At 48.4% G+C, this 16517-nt stretch carries 16 protein-coding genes; 6 read left to right on the forward strand and 10 right to left on the reverse strand.

Annotation, left to right across the window (positions count from 1 at the left end):
* Positions 1-108: 108 nt before the first annotated feature.
* Positions 109-1362, reverse strand: a complete 1254-nt coding sequence (locus DYD62_RS16340) for a D-amino acid dehydrogenase (RefSeq protein WP_115228492.1) — start codon at positions 1360-1362, stop codon at positions 109-111.
* Between the two features lie 332 nt (positions 1363-1694).
* Between DYD62_RS16340 and DYD62_RS16345 the strand changes: the two genes are divergently transcribed.
* Entirely contained in the window at positions 1695-2237 is a 543-nt protein-coding gene (locus DYD62_RS16345; protein ID WP_115228493.1) for a TetR/AcrR family transcriptional regulator, read from the forward strand.
* Between the two features lie 76 nt (positions 2238-2313).
* On the forward strand, positions 2314-2784 hold the full coding sequence (locus DYD62_RS16350; RefSeq protein ID WP_115228494.1) for an HPP family protein: 471 nt from the start codon (positions 2314-2316) through the stop codon (positions 2782-2784).
* Here the strand turns inward: DYD62_RS16350 and DYD62_RS16355 are convergent.
* Positions 2781-3233 (reverse strand): GNAT family N-acetyltransferase, encoded by a 453-nt coding sequence (locus DYD62_RS16355; RefSeq protein ID WP_115228495.1) that lies wholly within the window; start codon positions 3231-3233, stop codon positions 2781-2783. The two genes, DYD62_RS16350 and DYD62_RS16355, sit on opposite strands and share 4 nt — an antisense overlap.
* Before the next feature lie 217 nt (positions 3234-3450).
* Positions 3451-4839: an argininosuccinate lyase gene (gene argH / locus DYD62_RS16360; RefSeq protein ID WP_099396630.1), complete on the reverse strand. Its 1389-nt coding sequence runs from the start codon at positions 4837-4839 to the stop codon at positions 3451-3453.
* Between the two features lie 544 nt (positions 4840-5383).
* On the opposite strand from argH, the gene DYD62_RS16365 reads away from it, so the two are divergent.
* The 3 genes from DYD62_RS16365 to ltaE all read left to right on the forward strand — a co-directional run bounded on the left by DYD62_RS16365 (position 5384) and on the right by ltaE (position 7870).
* The gene (locus tag DYD62_RS16365; RefSeq protein ID WP_233702961.1) at positions 5384-6037 is read left to right on the forward strand and encodes an SPOR domain-containing protein; all 654 of its coding nucleotides are present in this window, start codon (positions 5384-5386) and stop codon (positions 6035-6037) included.
* A 17-nt stretch (positions 6038-6054) separates the two neighbouring features.
* Positions 6055-6705, forward strand: a complete 651-nt coding sequence (locus DYD62_RS16370) for a thiol:disulfide interchange protein DsbA/DsbL (protein WP_115228497.1) — start codon at positions 6055-6057, stop codon at positions 6703-6705.
* Between the two features lie 133 nt (positions 6706-6838).
* On the forward strand, positions 6839-7870 hold the full coding sequence (gene ltaE, locus DYD62_RS16375) for a low-specificity L-threonine aldolase (protein ID WP_115228498.1): 1032 nt from the start codon (positions 6839-6841) through the stop codon (positions 7868-7870).
* Positions 7871-7922: 52 nt separating this feature from the next.
* On the opposite strand, the gene DYD62_RS16380 is transcribed toward ltaE, so the two are convergent.
* From DYD62_RS16380 to DYD62_RS16410, 7 genes are all read right to left on the reverse strand, one after another.
* The gene (locus DYD62_RS16380) at positions 7923-9056 is read right to left on the reverse strand and encodes a M14 family metallopeptidase (RefSeq protein ID WP_115228499.1); all 1134 of its coding nucleotides are present in this window, start codon (positions 9054-9056) and stop codon (positions 7923-7925) included.
* 189 nt (positions 9057-9245) lie between these two features.
* Positions 9246-10235 carry a Gfo/Idh/MocA family protein gene (locus tag DYD62_RS16385; protein ID WP_115228500.1) on the reverse strand — a complete coding sequence of 330 codons (990 nt, stop codon included), beginning with the start codon at positions 10233-10235 and terminating at the stop codon, positions 9246-9248.
* A gap of 406 nt (positions 10236-10641) precedes the next feature.
* On the reverse strand, positions 10642-11238 hold the full coding sequence (gene metW, locus DYD62_RS16390; RefSeq protein WP_115228501.1) for a methionine biosynthesis protein MetW: 597 nt from the start codon (positions 11236-11238) through the stop codon (positions 10642-10644).
* Positions 11235-12374, reverse strand: a complete 1140-nt coding sequence (metX, locus tag DYD62_RS16395) for a homoserine O-succinyltransferase MetX (RefSeq protein ID WP_115228502.1) — start codon at positions 12372-12374, stop codon at positions 11235-11237. The genes metW and metX overlap by 4 nt, the downstream gene beginning before the upstream one ends.
* 166 nt (positions 12375-12540) lie before the next feature.
* Positions 12541-13356: a glycosyltransferase family 2 protein gene (locus DYD62_RS16400; RefSeq protein ID WP_115228503.1), complete on the reverse strand. Its 816-nt coding sequence runs from the start codon at positions 13354-13356 to the stop codon at positions 12541-12543.
* Positions 13353-14552 carry an O-antigen ligase family protein gene (locus DYD62_RS16405; protein ID WP_115228504.1) on the reverse strand — a complete coding sequence of 400 codons (1200 nt, stop codon included), beginning with the start codon at positions 14550-14552 and terminating at the stop codon, positions 13353-13355. Before DYD62_RS16405 ends, DYD62_RS16400 begins: the two co-directional genes overlap by 4 nt.
* Positions 14549-15415 (reverse strand): glycosyltransferase family protein, encoded by an 867-nt coding sequence (locus tag DYD62_RS16410; RefSeq protein WP_115228505.1) that lies wholly within the window; start codon positions 15413-15415, stop codon positions 14549-14551. Before DYD62_RS16410 ends, DYD62_RS16405 begins: the two co-directional genes overlap by 4 nt.
* A 217-nt stretch (positions 15416-15632) precedes the next feature.
* On the opposite strand from DYD62_RS16410, the gene DYD62_RS16415 reads away from it, so the two are divergent.
* Complete coding sequence (locus DYD62_RS16415) at positions 15633-16385, forward strand: glycosyltransferase family 2 protein (protein ID WP_115228506.1); 753 nt, start codon at positions 15633-15635, stop codon at positions 16383-16385.
* The last annotated feature ends 132 nt before the right edge of the window (positions 16386-16517 follow it).

Below are 16517 nucleotides of genomic sequence, written 5' to 3' on the forward strand. Positions count from 1 at the left end.
TGGGGTGGCACACCTGATGCCACCCCATCTGTACAACTGAGCCACTAGCCATGGGCAAGCAGTGGCGGGTTAAGCTAGGATAAAGCATTGGCTAACCCGCCCTGCAACTCAATAACGCGCTAAAGCTAAGCCGCTGCTTTCGATCTCAGGGGTTTTCTTTGTAATCAAATCAGCCAGCACACGGCCAGAGCCGCAGGCCATGGTCCAGCCCAATGTGCCGTGGCCGGTATTCAGCCATAAATTAGGATAAGACGTGCCACCCACCAGCGGCGTGCCATCCGGTGTCATCGGGCGTAAACCAGTCCATGGCGTACCTTGGCTGGTATCCCCGGCATCTGGGAACAGATCATTGGTCACCATGGCGAGGGTCGCAACGCGGCCCATATCCAGATGCTTATCGTAACCCGCAACCTCTGCCATGCCACCTACACGCAGGCGGGAATCAAAACGAGTCAGTGCAATTTTGTAGCTCTCATCCAGCACGGTAGAGCGCGGTGCGGCATCCGCATTTTTCAAAGGAATCGTCAGCGAATAGCCCTTCACCGGATAAACCGGTAAATCCAGCCCCAAGGGAGCGGCCAGCGCGCGCGATGTGCAGCCAGCAGCCAGCACCACATGATCAGCATTGAGGATTTCACCGCCCTTCAGCTGTACCTGGCGGATTTGCTGATTTGCAGCAATCAGGCGCTCAACCGTCACGCCATAGCGGAACACCACACCAGCCGCTTCACAACGCGCTGCCAACTTATCGGTAAACATTTTGCAATCACCCGTTTCATCATTAGGCAATTGCAAGGCACCAACCAATTTACCCGGCACACGCGCTAAGGCAGGCTCTGCATCGACAAGGCCCTGCGCATCCAGTAAATGATTAGGCACGCCGATGGCGCTTAAAATATCCGAATCACGTTGCGCGGCTTCAAGCTGCTTAGCCGTGCGAAATACCTGCAATGTGCCCAAGCTGCGTTGCTCGTATTGCAGATCCAGCTCTTCGCGCAAATCACGCAAACAGTCCCGGCTGTATTCGGCCAGTGGCACCATGCGGCCTTTATTACGCTCATAAGCAGCCGTTGTGCAATTAGCCAGCATTCTTGCCATCCATGACAGCTGAAACAAGCTGCCATCGGGGCGAATTTTAAGCGGGGAATGAGGCTGAGTCAGCCATTTAACTGCTTTCCACGGAATGCCAGGCGCGGCCCATGGTGCTGCATAGCCAGGCGATACCTGGCCCGCATTGGCAAAGCTCGTTTCGGTTGCAGGCCCGTCTAGTTGTTCCAGTACGGTGACTTCGCATCCCGCTGCGCGCAGGTAGTGCGCAGTTGCTACGCCGACAACGCCAGCTCCGATTACAATCACTTGCATATTATTTAATCCTTAACCCTTTAGGGTATGTACTGTTTGCAGCATATCGCCGGGGAACAGGTTCAGCGATAGGTGATTCCCCTTGCATAAGTATATTTGGGTATTTATTCCTTAATCAAATAAATAAAGGAATGATCAACCCAACTTTTTGCTATATGAGCAATAAAATTGTTCAATGTATAAAATGAATGGCATAAGTTTTATTATCACGGCCCATAGAATGAAGGCTATGCATTTCATAATAAAGACAGCCCCCGCCCTTCACAGCAAAACACTTGATCAACACAAGAACATACCGTACGATTGGTTTGTTTTTATGCCAGAGTGCTGCAATGCCAATCACTAAACAACAACTTATCGATCAAGCCACGGCCTTATTCAGAATGAAAGGCTACGCGGCGACCAGTATCGGGGAAATAGTGCAGGCTTGCGGCATTACCAAGGGCAGCCTTTATCATCACTTTGCCAGCAAAGAAGCGCTGGGGCTGGCTGCGCTGGAGCAATTGGAAGCCTATTTTGACGAGCATATTTTCTCTCAAATACGCGACTCTCAGCCTGCTGCTGGCCTAGCAGCGTTTAATCTGGCGATAGAAGAGTTTTTTTGGCAGCACCCCGATGGCTGCCTGCTAGCCAGCTTAAGTTTGGAAACAAGCGCGGCAAACGAGCCCTTCCAACAGGCCATTTCACAATTTTTTAATAAATGGCAAGGCTGCTACTATCAGGCATTTATTGGCGCTCATCCTGCCGACAAAGCCAAAATACTCAGTATTGATGCCCTCGCCATCGTCCAGGGCTGCATTCTGATGTACCGGATTAATGGCAATATCGAGCCCTTACAGCGCCAGCTACAAGCATTACTCCGACTCTGCGATTAAAAATTCACCCAACACAGACTGATCATTTTTATACAAAAACATACCAATCGTTCGGTATGAAACAAAGGAAAACTTCATGGATACTCACACTTTAAAGCATGCCCTACTCGCGGGAACAGGCGGGTTTATTGCGATTTTACTGCTGGCAGGCGTCAGCGAATTTGGAACGGCAGCGCTGATTATGGCGCCATTTGGTGCAAGCTGTGTTTTGCTGTTTGCTCTGCCCGAAGCGGCCCTATCGCAGCCACGTAATGTAATCGGTGGGCATTTATTAACCGCAACGGTAGGGCTGGCTTTTTATTCACTGGCCCCGAATACAGCGGTATTTGCATCATTGGCGGTAGGACTTGCCATCAGCCTGATGGTGCTAACTAAAACGACTCATCCACCAGCCGGTGCAAACCCGCTGCTGTTTTTTCTGGCAGCCAAGCCGCTGGGGGCCTGGTTTTTGCTCACCCCTGTGGCAAGCGGAGCTATTTTGCTGGTGCTGCTTGCCACCCTTTACCACCGTGCCACAGGTAAATTCAGCTATCCGGTAAAGCGTTAAGCGGCAATCACCATATCGATATGCGGAATATTGTCTTCTAAATATTCCTGCCCCACCGGCACAAAACCAAAATGACCGTAAAAACCCTGCAAATGGGATTGCGCTCCAATACGATGGCCTTGGCCCGGATAAATCTGGCTTGAATAACGCAAACCTTCTGCCACCAGCTTTGATCCGGTTCCACCGCGGCGAGCATCCGGGTGAGTAATGACCCTCCCAATCGAGGGCTCTGCATATTTAAGACCGGGCGGCACCAGACGCAGGCTAGCAAACACCTGGCCGTTTTGATCAAAACCTAATAAATGCTGCGAAACCGCATCGTATTGGTCCATATCCGGATAAACACAGTTTTGCTCAACAATAAAAACGTCCTGGCGTAACTTTAAATGGGCATACAAAGTCAGCGCATCAAAATCCGCCAAAGCAAACCAACGCCATTGCAATTCCATAATCAGTATCCTAAGAAAAAGGCTGCCAAAGCAGCCTTTCTGATGAAGTGGCGTGACGGCACAGAAGTGCTAAAAACAAACCGGCGATCCACAAAAAACACACAAAGCAGAAAACCCGATTATTTGTCTTGGTTTTCTCCGTGTAACTCTGTGCGCTCTGTGGTTCAAGATTTGGGTTTTGTCTGCACACCTGCTTTATTTGGAAATGACTTTATTTTTAGCAGCCCAGCTTTTCACGCCATTTGGCAATTTGCACCAGCACCTGAAACGGCGCAGTGCCGCCTACATGGTTACGGGCATTCAGAGAGCCTTCCAGCGTCAGTACTTCAAAAATATCGTCTTCGATCAGCGGAGAGAAGCTCTGCAATTCAACCAATTGCAAATCGCCCAGATCTTTATGCTTTTGCTCGGCATAGCGCACGGCTAAAGCAACGGCCTCGTGTGCATCACGGAACGGAATGCCACGCTTCACCAGATAATCGGCCAGATCAGTTGCAGTAGAAAAGCCCTGTTTTACTGCACGCACCATGGCATCTGGTTTTACCGTAATGCCACGCATCATGTCGGCATAAATACGTAGGGTATCAGTCAGGGTGTCCACCGTATCAAATAATGGCTCTTTATCTTCCTGATTATCTTTATTGTAAGCCAATGGCTGGCCTTTCATTAAGGTAAGCAGGGAAATCAGGCTGCCATTTACACGGCCGGTTTTACCACGCACCAGCTCAGGCACATCCGGGTTTTTCTTTTGCGGCATGATGGAGCTGCCGGTACAAAAGCGATCGGCAATATCAATAAAGCCGTAACGCGGGCTCATCCACAGAATCAGCTCTTCGGATAAACGCGACAAATGCGTCATTACCAATGCTGCGGCGGCAGTAAATTCAATTGCAAAATCACGGTCTGAAACCGCATCAAGCGAGTTCTGACAGACTTCATCAAAGCCCAGCAATTTTGCGGTGTATTCCCTGTCAATCGGATACGTTGTACCGGCCAGAGCGGCAGATCCCAGTGGTAAGCGATTCACACGTTTACGTGCATCAATCAAACGCTCTGCATCGCGGCCCAGCATTTCTACATAAGCCATCATATGGTGGCCAAAGGTCACAGGCTGAGCCACTTGCAAATGAGTAAAGCCTGGCATCACGGTAGAGGCGTTTTTTTCTGCCAGATCAATCAAAGAAACCTGCAGCTCGTGCACAAGGCCAACCAGCAAATCAATTGCGCCGCGCAGATACAAGCGGATATCGGTGGCAACCTGATCATTACGGCTGCGGCCGGTATGCAGGCGCTTACCGGCATCGCCAATCATTTGCGTTAGGCGACGCTCGATATTCATATGCACGTCTTCTAAATCGAGGCTCCATTCAAACGTGCCTTCACGGATTTCGTTCAGGATATCGGCCATGCCGCCCTGAATAGATTTCAGGTCTTCAACGGACAACACACCTACTTTATTCAGCATGGTGGCGTGAGCCAGGGAGCCCTGGATATCTACTTCGGCCATGCGTTTATCAAAATCTACCGAGGCGGTATAACGTTTGACGAGTTCTGTAACCGGCTCGTTAAAACGGCCAGACCACATCTTTTTGCTCTGATCTTGCATGTTTTTTTCCTGATCGAATCTTGATTTAAGGCAAATTATATCTGCCCGCATCAACAATACGTAAAATTTCCGTTGAATAAATATGCCACGGCAATTTGTCTGAAAGAGCTTCCTGTTGCTATTCTGACAAAGAAAAGAACCTATACTGCAGGCAAAGTAGATTATTGCTTATACAGCGATAAGAATACGCTGTAAAAACGCAGAATACCTTATAAAAACCAAGAACGTTGCCTGCTCCAAAAGAGCAAAGGCCCGTATAATCCGCTGCAGAAATAATAATGAAAGCCGATTCATGCAAAAGACATAATCCGTTTCATTTAGTTATGACAAAAAACGAATGCCCGATAATTTAAACAATATTGCAGACATATCGATCGTTTCTTATTCATCTTTGAAACGTATCCTCTGCAGCAAGAATTGTGAAGCAGTCAGGCAGCCCAAGACATAAAAGCAATACCCGCTTTATGCTTCTGCCCTGCCCTGCCCCAACTTAAACCGTTATTGAATACAGCAGCGCCATAGAGAGTATGCAATGTCCAGAGACATGAAAAGAACACCTCGCAGCAGTACCAGCAACTCCTCAAAAAGTGGTGGCGGAGGCTCTCTGCTGACTGGATTGCTCATTGGTTTATTTGGCGGTGTCGCTGTCGCCGTTGCTGTTGCGGTATTTTTAAACCGCAGTGGAAATCCTTTTGCAGGCAAAGTAAGCACCACACCTGCTGATGCCATTTCTTCAGCACCTGTTGGCCAGCCGCCACAAACACCGGAAGTCTTATCTCCTGGCGGCAAGAATGATGTGATTATTGTCACACCCACACCCACTGCCTCCGCCGTAAAGAATGAAAATGGTGAGCGCTTTGATTTTTATAAAATGCTGCCGGAACTTGCAGACAAAAAACCTGCCGAAGCAGCTAAACCTGCCGAGCCTAAAAAGCCTGAAGCCAGCCCGCCGGTAAAAGTAGAAGTACCCAAAGGGGCATATTTACAAATTGGCTCATTCCAAAATGAACAAGATGCAGATAATCTTAAAGCCAAACTCGCCTTACTTGGCATAGAGGCCAGAATTCAAACCAGCGATATTCCTGGTAAAGGAATCTGGCATCGCGTTCGGCTTGGCCCGTTTAATTCCAGCAATGAGCTGGATAATGCCCGCTCACAACTAAAAGCGAATGGCGTAGATAGCGCCGTTGTTAAATAACAAGGTAGGACTTGCGTATGTTAAATACTTGGCTCAAACGATTACTGATTGGCACCACACTCCTGGCAGCAAGCCTTGCCCACGCCGACATCCGTGAAGGCGTTGAATATAAAAAAATGACGAAGCCACAAGCGGTTGCCGTTGCTGGCAAAAGCGAAGTAATCGAGTTCTTCTGGTATGGCTGCCCACACTGCTTTACCGTGGCCCCTTATGTAGAAGACTGGGCAAGTAAACTACCTGCCAATGTTAATTTCCGCCGCGTGCACGTTGCATGGCCAGGCCGCAGTGATATGGAAGGCCACGCTAAAATCTTTATCGCCTTGCAGGCAATGGGTCTGGAAGGCAAGCAACAGCTGGCCGTCATGACCGCCGTACAAAAAGAGCGTATTGAATTACGCAAAGAAGATGTGTTGTTTGACTGGATCAAAAAACAAGGCATCGATGTAGAAAAATTCAAAGCTCAGTACAACTCATTCAGCAGCAGCGCCAATATGAACAAGCTGGCGCAAATGACGCGTGATTATCAAGTAGATGGCGTTCCAATGTTTGTAGTGAATGGCAAATACGTAACCAGCCCGGCGATGGTTGGCAAAGAAGATGGCACCATCACCCAAGTTGTTAATGAGCTTCTGGCCAAAGACAAACCTGCAGCGGCTAAAAAGAAATAAGCCAGCCCCCTGCAATAGAAAATGCCCCGGATATATTCGGGGCATTTTTTACGCCCTTAATCCTGGCACAACAAGGCATACTCAAGTGCTTAATTGTTAATACTGAGCCATTCCCCCTACAGGAGCGTTAAACATGCAATGGATCGATCTGCGTAGTGACACCGTTACCCAGCCCACACCAGCCATGCGCACAGCCATGATGAATGCAGCCGTTGGCGATGATGTATATGGGGATGACAGCAGTGTAAATGAGCTTGAACGTCTTGCTGCCGAAACACTGGGCTTTGAAGCGGCCCTGTTTGTTCCCACAGGTACCTTTGGCAATCAACTTGCGCTCTTTACCCATTGCGAGCGTGGTGATGAAGTGATCCTAGGCGAAGACACCCATATTGTCTGGCACGAAGTAGGCGGAGCGGCTGTGATTGCAGGCGTCAATCTGCGCCCTGTCCCCACAAATAACGGCGTGCTGGATGCCGAGCAGGTTCGCCGCCGCATCCGCCCGGAAGGCGATATCCACCTGCCGCGCACACGCTTAGTCTGCATGGAAAACGCACATTCCAGTGGCCGTGTTGTGCCATTAGCCGCCATGCAGGAAGTATGGGAAACCGCAAAATCTGCAGGACTGAAAGTTCACCTTGATGGTGCACGGGTCTTTAATGCAGCCACCCACCTCGGGGTCGATGTAAAGCAAATCACCCAATACGCTGACAGCGTGATGTGTTGCTTATCCAAAGGCCTGGCGGCCCCAATCGGCTCTATTCTTGCTGGTGATACCGCTTTTATCGCCACCGCACGTAAAAAACGCAAGCTACTGGGCGGCGGATGGCGGCAAGCCGGCGTACTCGCAGCCCCTGCCATGCTGGCGCTGACAGAAATGACCCAGCGCTTGGATGACGATCATAAAAACGCACAATACCTAGCCGAACAACTGGCTGGACTGCCTGATGTGTGTGTTTGCACCGACCAGCTGCAAATCAATATGGTGTTTTTTAAAATCAGCAAAGAGATCGACGAAGCCAGACTGCTTGCCTGCCTGAACGAGCACGGCATTAAATCAAACGGCACCGAAGATGGCCAATGGCGTTTTGTTTGCCACTGGCAGATCGGCAAAGAAGAGATTGATAAAGTCATTGCAGCAATGAAAACAGCGCTGGCTGCGGCTTAAGGCTTCATCTTAAGGAGTGGCACGCCACTCCTTAATTTGATGACCTTAACGATTACCTTAACTTATCCACAACCGCCAGCAGCGGCAGCAAAACGCTTGCGCCAAATTGGCGCGAACGCTCGCCGTTCCAGCCTACTTCTGGCAGGGGGCGTTTAGCGGTGTCTTTAAATGGCATCTCGATGGTGTAAGCCAGGCAATCAAATGCATCACCTACCCAGTTGGTGCCGATGGTCAGTGTTTCCGGGCCAAACTTGCCTTTTTCATAGCCAAATTCAGTTTGAAAATCCGGGCTTGTTGCCAGCCATGCCGCTTTAAAAGCCTCCTGCAGGCTGGCTTGGTGAGCCGAGAATGTAGCATTGTCATCACAGCCGGCGACAAAATTATGCGGGATCGACTCGTCGCCGTGCACATCAAGGAAGGCATCGATGCCGGTTTCCAGCATCATTTGACGCACCAGGAATACCTCCGGGCTGCGCTCCATGCTAGGTGTTGCCCATTCACGGTTCAGATTGGCACCCGCCGCATTGGTGCGTAAATTACCGCGCACGCTGCCATCCGGATTCATATTCGGCACGATATAGAACACGGCTTTTTCCAGCAGCACACGGGCCACGGCGTTTTCCGGGTCAAGCAATGTTTCCAGCAGGCCTTCCACAAACCATTCGGCCATGGTTTCGCCCGGATGCTGACGCGCGGTAATCCAGATTTTTTTCTTGCCAGGCATTTCCACGCCAACACGCAGCAAATCCATATCACGGCCATCTAGTGTGCTGCCCAAATGCACCAACTCGCACAGCGGGCTTGCTTCAACGGCCTCGCCAATCAAGCGCATATGGCGCTCCCACGAGTAAGGCTCGAAATAAGCGTAGAAAACCGATTCGCGCTCTGGACGATGGTGGATACGCAGTGTTTGGCCATCATAATCACTGGCTACACGGAACCAGTTTTCGGTGTCGTAGCTAGCCACAGCGTTGTAATCAGGCCAGCCATCTGGGTAAGCGCTGCTGGCTGCATTATCAAAGTGGATCACACAGTCCTGATCTTTAGCGCCAAGCAAACGAAAGTGGAACCACTGGCTGAACGGCGAAGCGTTATCGCTGCGGATCTTTAAATGGATATTTTGGGCATCAGCAAGGCTGACCACTTCAATAGCGCCAGAATCAAACTGGCTGGAGATTTTTAGCATGGTGCAATCCTGAATTAGAAAATATTGAAGCTAAAAAAACCCAAATCTTGAAACACAGAGTTAAGGAGAACGCAGAGAGGCAAGGAGAAAAGCAAACTTGAATGACGATGATTCAACTTTCTAATTTGGAATTAAATAGATTGGTTTTCTCTGTGAAACTCTGTGTCCTCTGTAGTTCAAGATTTGGGTTTATAACAATTGATTAACTGCCCTTACTTCAAACGGATAGACCAAGCCTAGCTCGGCTCTAGCCGCATCGAGTATGGCAATCATGGCCCTAGAATGAGCATAAGGCATCAGCGGGCTTTCGCTTTGGCCCGTAGTCAATAAATGGCAAAAATGGGCCGTTTCGTATTGTAGGCCAGATCCCACAGACGGTTTTTCCAACCTGACTTTGCGGCCATCCTTATAAAAAATGGTCGCAGCAGTCGGGTTCCACCATTTTTCATCCAATACCACATGCCCATCCGGGCCTGCCAGCATGGCCTCGCCCGATCCGGCCAAATCCAGACCACAGTAAAGCTGGCTGATGCCACCACTGTGCTGGCTGTTGATGCTGGCAAAAGTATCCACACCGCCATTAAGCCGCCCCAAAGCCTGCACATTTTGCACGCCGCCCAGCCAATCCACCGCTAGAAACGCACCATAAATGCCGATATCCAAGAGGCCTCCACCCGCCATTTCCGGCTTGAGCACGGCATGATCTGCGGCCACATTCGGGCTAGCAAAGCCGCAGCGAACAAAAGCAATGGGGCCGATCGGATCTGTGGATAAGTGCTCACGCAGCGCCTGATACAGTGGATAAAACCCCGGTTTCATCGCTTCCATAAACAACTGGCCAGTCTGTGTTGCCACATCCAGCACGCGTTCAAGCTCGGCAAGGCTGGTGGCCGCAGGCTTTTCACACAGCACCGCTTTACCCGCTTTCATTGCTGCAATGCTGTACTGGGCATGGCTGGTATGGGGAGTGGCGATATACACCGCATCAATATCGCTGGCGAGCAAATCATCCACGCTCTGGTGCACTACACCGCCATACTGCTCAGCAAAAGCGCTAGCCTTAGCCTGATTGCGATTCCACACCGCAGCAAGCTGCGCCTCGTCGGCAATATAAGCCAAACCCTGAGCAAAGCGATTGGCAATATGGCCCGTGCCGATCATCCCAAAACGAATAGTCATTGAGCGCCTTTTTATTTAGTAACAGGTGTTGCGCAGTTCTTATCTTTTTAGTGCCTTCGGCACGCTGATTTTGGTGCGGGCGTCCCGCTGGACCTTCCTTTCTTGTGTGGCCAAGAAAGGAAGCGAAGCCACAACACCAATCACACGAAGGCCCCTCTTCTGCGGACAATCGAGTCGGCGGCTGCGGGACTCGCTTCGCTCAAACATCCTCGCCGAAACCCCGACCCGCTTGTTCCTCACTCCGGCGTGTTTCAAGGGGAGATTTAAGCCCCGTGCAACTAACTGCGATACAAATTCTAATTAGACAAGTTTTTAAATACTTAAAACCTACGAAACAACTTAATTGGAGTCATGTTTTTCTCCGTGAAACTCCGTGTTTCAAGATCTGGATTTGCTTAAATCACGATTAAACTTTATTAAACCGCACCAAGGCCAAGCTGCCGAGTAGATTAGGCAGGAACTCCACTTTTTCACCCTGATTTAATACCAACTGATGATCTATTTTTAAGCCTGATTTATTCAATAATTTAGCAAAATCATGCACGGTACAAAAATGGATATTGGGCGTGTTATACCATTCAAACGGAATTGTTTCCGATACCGGCATTCTGCCCATCAGGATTTGCCAGCGGTTTTCCCAGAAGCCAAAATTAGGAAAGGTGACGATGCCGGTTTTACCCACCCTGACCATTTCCTGCAAAATGCCTTCAATATTGTGCATGGCCTGAATCGTGAGCGAAAGCACCACATAATCAAAGGAATGGTCTTCAAAAGTAGATAAGCCACTTTCCATATCGCTTTGAATCACATTTACACCATTGGCCACGCAGCCCACCACGCCATTGACATCAATTTCCACGCCATAACCACTGACTTGTTTTTGTGCAGCCAGCCAGGCCAGCAATTCACCGTCGCCACAGCCTAAATCCAATACTCTGGATTGCGGGGGAATCCAGTCAGCAATATATTGCAAATCGGGGCGTAAATTCTTTACTTGGCTCATTGGGCAATCTCCTTCGCAATCCGCTGCATATAGTTGCGCATAATGGCGTGATAAGGCGGATCTTCCATTAAGAAGGCGTCATGGCCATGTTCTGATTCGATCTCGGCATAAGAAACCTGACGCTTGGCTGCAAGCAGCGCTTTAACAATTTCTTTTGACCGGGCAGGAGAAAAACGCCAGTCGGTGGTAAATGAAACCACCAAGAATTGCGCCTTGGCTTCACTTAAAGCGGCGACTAAATCATTATTGTAATGACGGGCCGGATCAAAATAATCCAGCGCCTTGGTCATTAATAAATAAGTATTGGCATCAAATACTTCGGCAAATTTATCGCCCTGATAACGCAGATAGGATTCGATTTCGAATTCCACTTCAAAGCCGTATTTATATTCACCCGAGCGCAATAGACGGCCAAATTTCTCGCCCATTCCATCGTCGCTTAGATAAGTAATATGCCCCAGCATGCGGGCTAATCGTAGGCCACGGCGTGGCAGGGTATTGTGCTGATAATAATCGCCACCGTGAAAATCAGGGTCGGTCAAAATCGCCTGGCGGGCCACATCATTAAAGGCAATATTTTGCGCGGTTAATTTAGGCGCTGAAGCAATCACGAGACAATGGCGCACCCGCTCCGGATGAGTAATAGACCAGCGTAATGCCTGCATGCCACCCAAGCTACCGCCAATCACCGCTGCAAACTGCACAATCCCTAAGCGATCGGCCAGGCGTTTTTGCGTTTCTACCCAATCTCTCACCAAGACCAACGGGAAAGTCGAACCATAGGGCTGGCCTGTAGCCGGATTAATCGAAGAAGGGCCGGTTGAACCATGACAGCCACCCAGATTATTAAGCCCGATCACAAAGAATTTATCGGTATCAATGGGCTTGCCCGGGCCAATCATGCTATCCCACCAGCCCGGATTTTTATCATCGACGCTATAGCGGCCCGCTACGTGGTGATTACCCGACAAAGCATGGCAAACCAGAATGGCATTCGATGCATCGGCATTTAGCGTGCCATAGGTTTCATAAACCAACTCGTAATACGGCAGGATAGTGCCGGAAGATAAAGTAATTGGCTCGTCAAAAACCGCTTTTTGAGCGGTGACTAAACCAACGCTGCGAGGTAGCTGCATTTTTTTCCCAAGTCTAAAAAGCTCAAACGACAAACCAAACCATAAATCTTCGATATGGAGCTCACGGAGAAAAAAACCGAGTAAAAAATAACACCCCTAAAGATTTTCTCTGTGAAACTCCGTGTTCTCTGTGTGCTCCGTGGTTTAAGATTTGGGTTTTAAGCCCTTATTTATTTAATTGCTGTAATTGCGCCCGCTCTGCATCCGACCATTTATCTTCCAGAGCAATCAGCTGCTCTCTGTCTGCAAAAGGCGGATAACCTGCTTTCATGGTCAAACGAATATAGTGGTGGATAAATACATCCAAGCAAACATGCATGGCGCGCATATCGCCTACTTCCTGTTCACGCTTTTTTGTACGCAGATATAAATCGAAATCGGCGGCCTGAATACGCTCATCCCACTCGCCAATTTTAGCCAGAGCACTGCGGGCAATCATCACCGTATTACCCACAAAACCTTCTTTAATCTGCTGCTTAAATCGTGTTTGCCGATCAAGGCAAAAACCTTCCCAATTGCGATACATCAGCTTATGCATCCAGCTGAGTGTGGTGCGATTAAAACCAAATAAGCCGAGGATGTTTTTAATTTTTTGCCAGCGGTGCTTCAGCTTTTTAGTCGCTAGGGCATTTTCAATTTGCTCAATTCCACAAACCGTCGCCACCTCTAAGCCATTCGCCGTCATCGATTCAATCAGCTTCAGGTCCCATTGGGGGGATACGATAATGTCATTATTCAGAAAAGCAAGCCAGTCATATTTTGCAATAGCAATACCCTGATTCTGGCTATGCGGATAAGCGTAATTCGCATGATTGCGAATCACCGTTACACCCACCGAATCAAAAAACTCTGCGCTGCCATCGTTTGAGCCATTATCAATAATAATCAGCTCAAAGGGGTGATGGGTATAACGTTGCAGGTTTTCCCAAAAGAGTTGATTCACTGCTAATTGATTATGGATGGCCGTAATAATGCTGATCATAAAGAAACCTTACGCTGAAAACTGGATCCCGCCAATAAGGCGCAAGCCAATAAAACATAAGCCAGGCCCGTAATATTATCGGTAAAAAAGGAATTGGCTAAAGTCGATATCCCATAAGAGCACACCAACAACAAACCCAGCCAGCGCTCCGCCGAAACGGTATTGAAAGCCTGTTTAACGGTAGCAAGTAAAACTAAGATCAAAGAAAGCATCCCCACCATACCCAGCTCTACACCCAGCCATAAATAATCATTATGCGGATTTGCAAAAGAGCGGCGTACTTCGGAATCCCCGGCATTTTTTAAATAATTCTGTTTATAGCTGCCAGTACCGTGCCCTAAAACCGGAGCCTCTTTAATTAAGTCTTTAGCTACTTTATGAAAAAATAATCGTAAACCTACCGAGGTATCAATATCCCCTTTTTCATAGTTTTGCACATCACTTTGCACCGTATTCATGCCTGAGCGCAATGAGCTAGAGCCAAAATAAAGTACGGGGGCCATGACTGCAGCAGCAATCAGCGCAATAAAAAAACCGCGCCTGCCCTGCCATAACACCACTAATAAACCCAATAATAAAAGCAGCAATACTTGCGCCGTGCGCCCTTTCACCATAAAAAACACATCAAAAATACACAGGGCTATCGTGATTGCCGCAGGCCAGCGCCATTGCTTGGGCAAACGCCCCGCCATCCAATAAGCGGCAATACCGCAAGCCAGAAAACTCACAAAGGTACTGTGATAGGTATGTGTTCTAAACACAGAATAATCGCCGATTGCACCCTGAATAATAGGCGTGCCACTGAGGCCACTACCAATTGAAAGCACAAGGGTAATCGCCGCTCCTAAGCCAAATCCGGCTAATAAATACTGACGGACAGGGGCTAAGGTGCATACGGCAAAAAACAAAGGCGCTAATAAATATGCCCGCATTTTAAGCAACATGCCGAGCGCATCATTGATTGATGCATCGGTCCAGAATACGCCCAATACAAACAGCGAATACATCAAAAGACAGGCCTGAATCAAAGGCTGGCGCAATGCATTGCCAATATGCTGGCGAATTTCTGGCGTAAAAATAGCGAATAAAACTAATACCCCCGCGCTGATATTTTGCATAGCTGTAGAAACAGGAATGGCAAAACCTGCCAAAAAAGCAAACCACAGCAACGGCTGCCGAGTGATATTTAAATTCATGCCGCCACCAGTCGATAATGTTTTTTAGTTAAATCGCGGCCCAGTAGTTTTTCTACTTTCATTTGCCAGCGATGACGTTTTTCGCGTTTGGATAAGCGATATTGCGGATCAGCTGTAAAGACTAATTCGGCATAATCCTGAAACCATGGCTGCACAATAGCCGGATGCTTACCATGAAAGGGCTGCAAAATACTGGCATCAATTTGGTTGTAAACGTGCGCCTTGGGTGTGTGGTTCCAATAGCGGGAAACCTGACGAATTTTTTCATTCATTTTTTCGCTGGACCGCACATGACCATAATGATAAATCGGACAGCCCACTAAAGCGGCATTCGGATAACGGCCTCGTTTATTTTGATGCATCACCACCCAAAATAAGCCATCGGGTGCCCAGCTGCGAATCGTATTGCGAATAATCCTTGGCGCGCGGCGATACCATGCAGGGCTTTTTGCTACTAAATCCGGGCAGCCATAAAAATGGTGATAATCAAATACCAGCGCTTCAACCTCTGGATTGGCTAAATGCTTTTCCATTGCGGCGCGTATCTTAACCGCGTCTTCTTCGTGAATAACTTCATCGCCTTCCAGATAAAACGCCCAATCACCGCTGCAATTAAACTGAGCAATCATTTTTTGCTGAGCGTAGACATAGCCACGGTCTTTCATATCTTCATTCCAGGTGGTTTCAATCACCCGAATCCGTGCATCGCCAATAGAGCGAACACGCTCCAAAGTATCGTCATCGCTTTTACCCACCGCCACGACCACTTCATCGCAAACGCTAAGTAAGCTTTTTAAACTTTCAATATAGGGATAGCCAAGCAGAGTGCCATTGCGCAGGAAGGTAAAGCCGCTAACTTTCATAGGGGATCCATAAATTGTGAGGATCTATTAAACACAATGACATAAGTAATTACGCAAAAGTTTCCGGCAAGAAGTGCCTCTAACACCCGTATGTGAAATACGGCAAGCACAGCGGAGAAATTTTACCTAAGTACTAAATTGTTAATAGAGCCTTGCGGGCAACAAGCCAATCGGGAGATTATAGCAGCCTCAATACAGCCTTATACGCCTGCAAATCATGTTAAAAATAAGTGGTCTGATTATTACGTTTAATGAAGCGCACAATATCGTTGAATGCCTGCGCTCCATGAAACAGGTTTGCGATGATATTGTGGTGGTTGATTCTTGCAGTAGTGATAACACCGCGGAATTAGCGAGACAAGAAGGTGCAACGGTGATTTCACAGCCCTTCCTGGGCGATGGTCCGCAGCGCAGCGTGGGTCTGCCACATTGCCGCCACGATTGGGTACTGAATTTAGACGCCGATGAGCGTTTAGAAGACGATTTGGTCGCCTATTTAAAAAACACCGATTTAAGCCAGCAAAATGTCAGCGCCATTGAAACACGCCGCCGCAATTATATCGGCAATCAAACCACCCGCTTTGCCGGGCAATATCCGGATTATGTGCGGCGCATTTTTAATAAAACACAGGTGGATTTTTCACCTGTCGCTGCGCACACCAAAATTCAAAGCAATTCTTTAAAACAAATACCCGCGCATATTACCCATTATTCTTATAAAGATTATCCGGATATCTTTAAACGAGCCTGCCTCTACGGCACATGGCAGGCACAAACTATTGCCAAAACCAATAAAAAAGTCGGCCCATTCACGCCCGGATTTCATTGCCTTTTTTCGTTTTTAAAACATTATGTGATTAAACTGGGCTTTCTGGCAGGACACGATGGATTAGCGATCTCGCTAGGCAAAGCCGTCGCGTCTTACATCAAATATGCCCATGCGATTGAATTACGCCGAAATAAAAACTAACAACTAACACCCCAAATCTTGAACCACGGAGGACACAGAGAACACGGAGAATTACCTTCTGTTTTTTTGGTTTTCTCCGTAAACCTCAGTGAACCTCCGTACCCTCCTACACTCCGTGGTTCAAGATTTGGA

Source organism: Iodobacter fluviatilis (assembly GCF_900451195.1).
GTDB classification, from domain to species: Bacteria; Pseudomonadota; Gammaproteobacteria; order Burkholderiales; family Chitinibacteraceae; genus Iodobacter; species Iodobacter fluviatilis.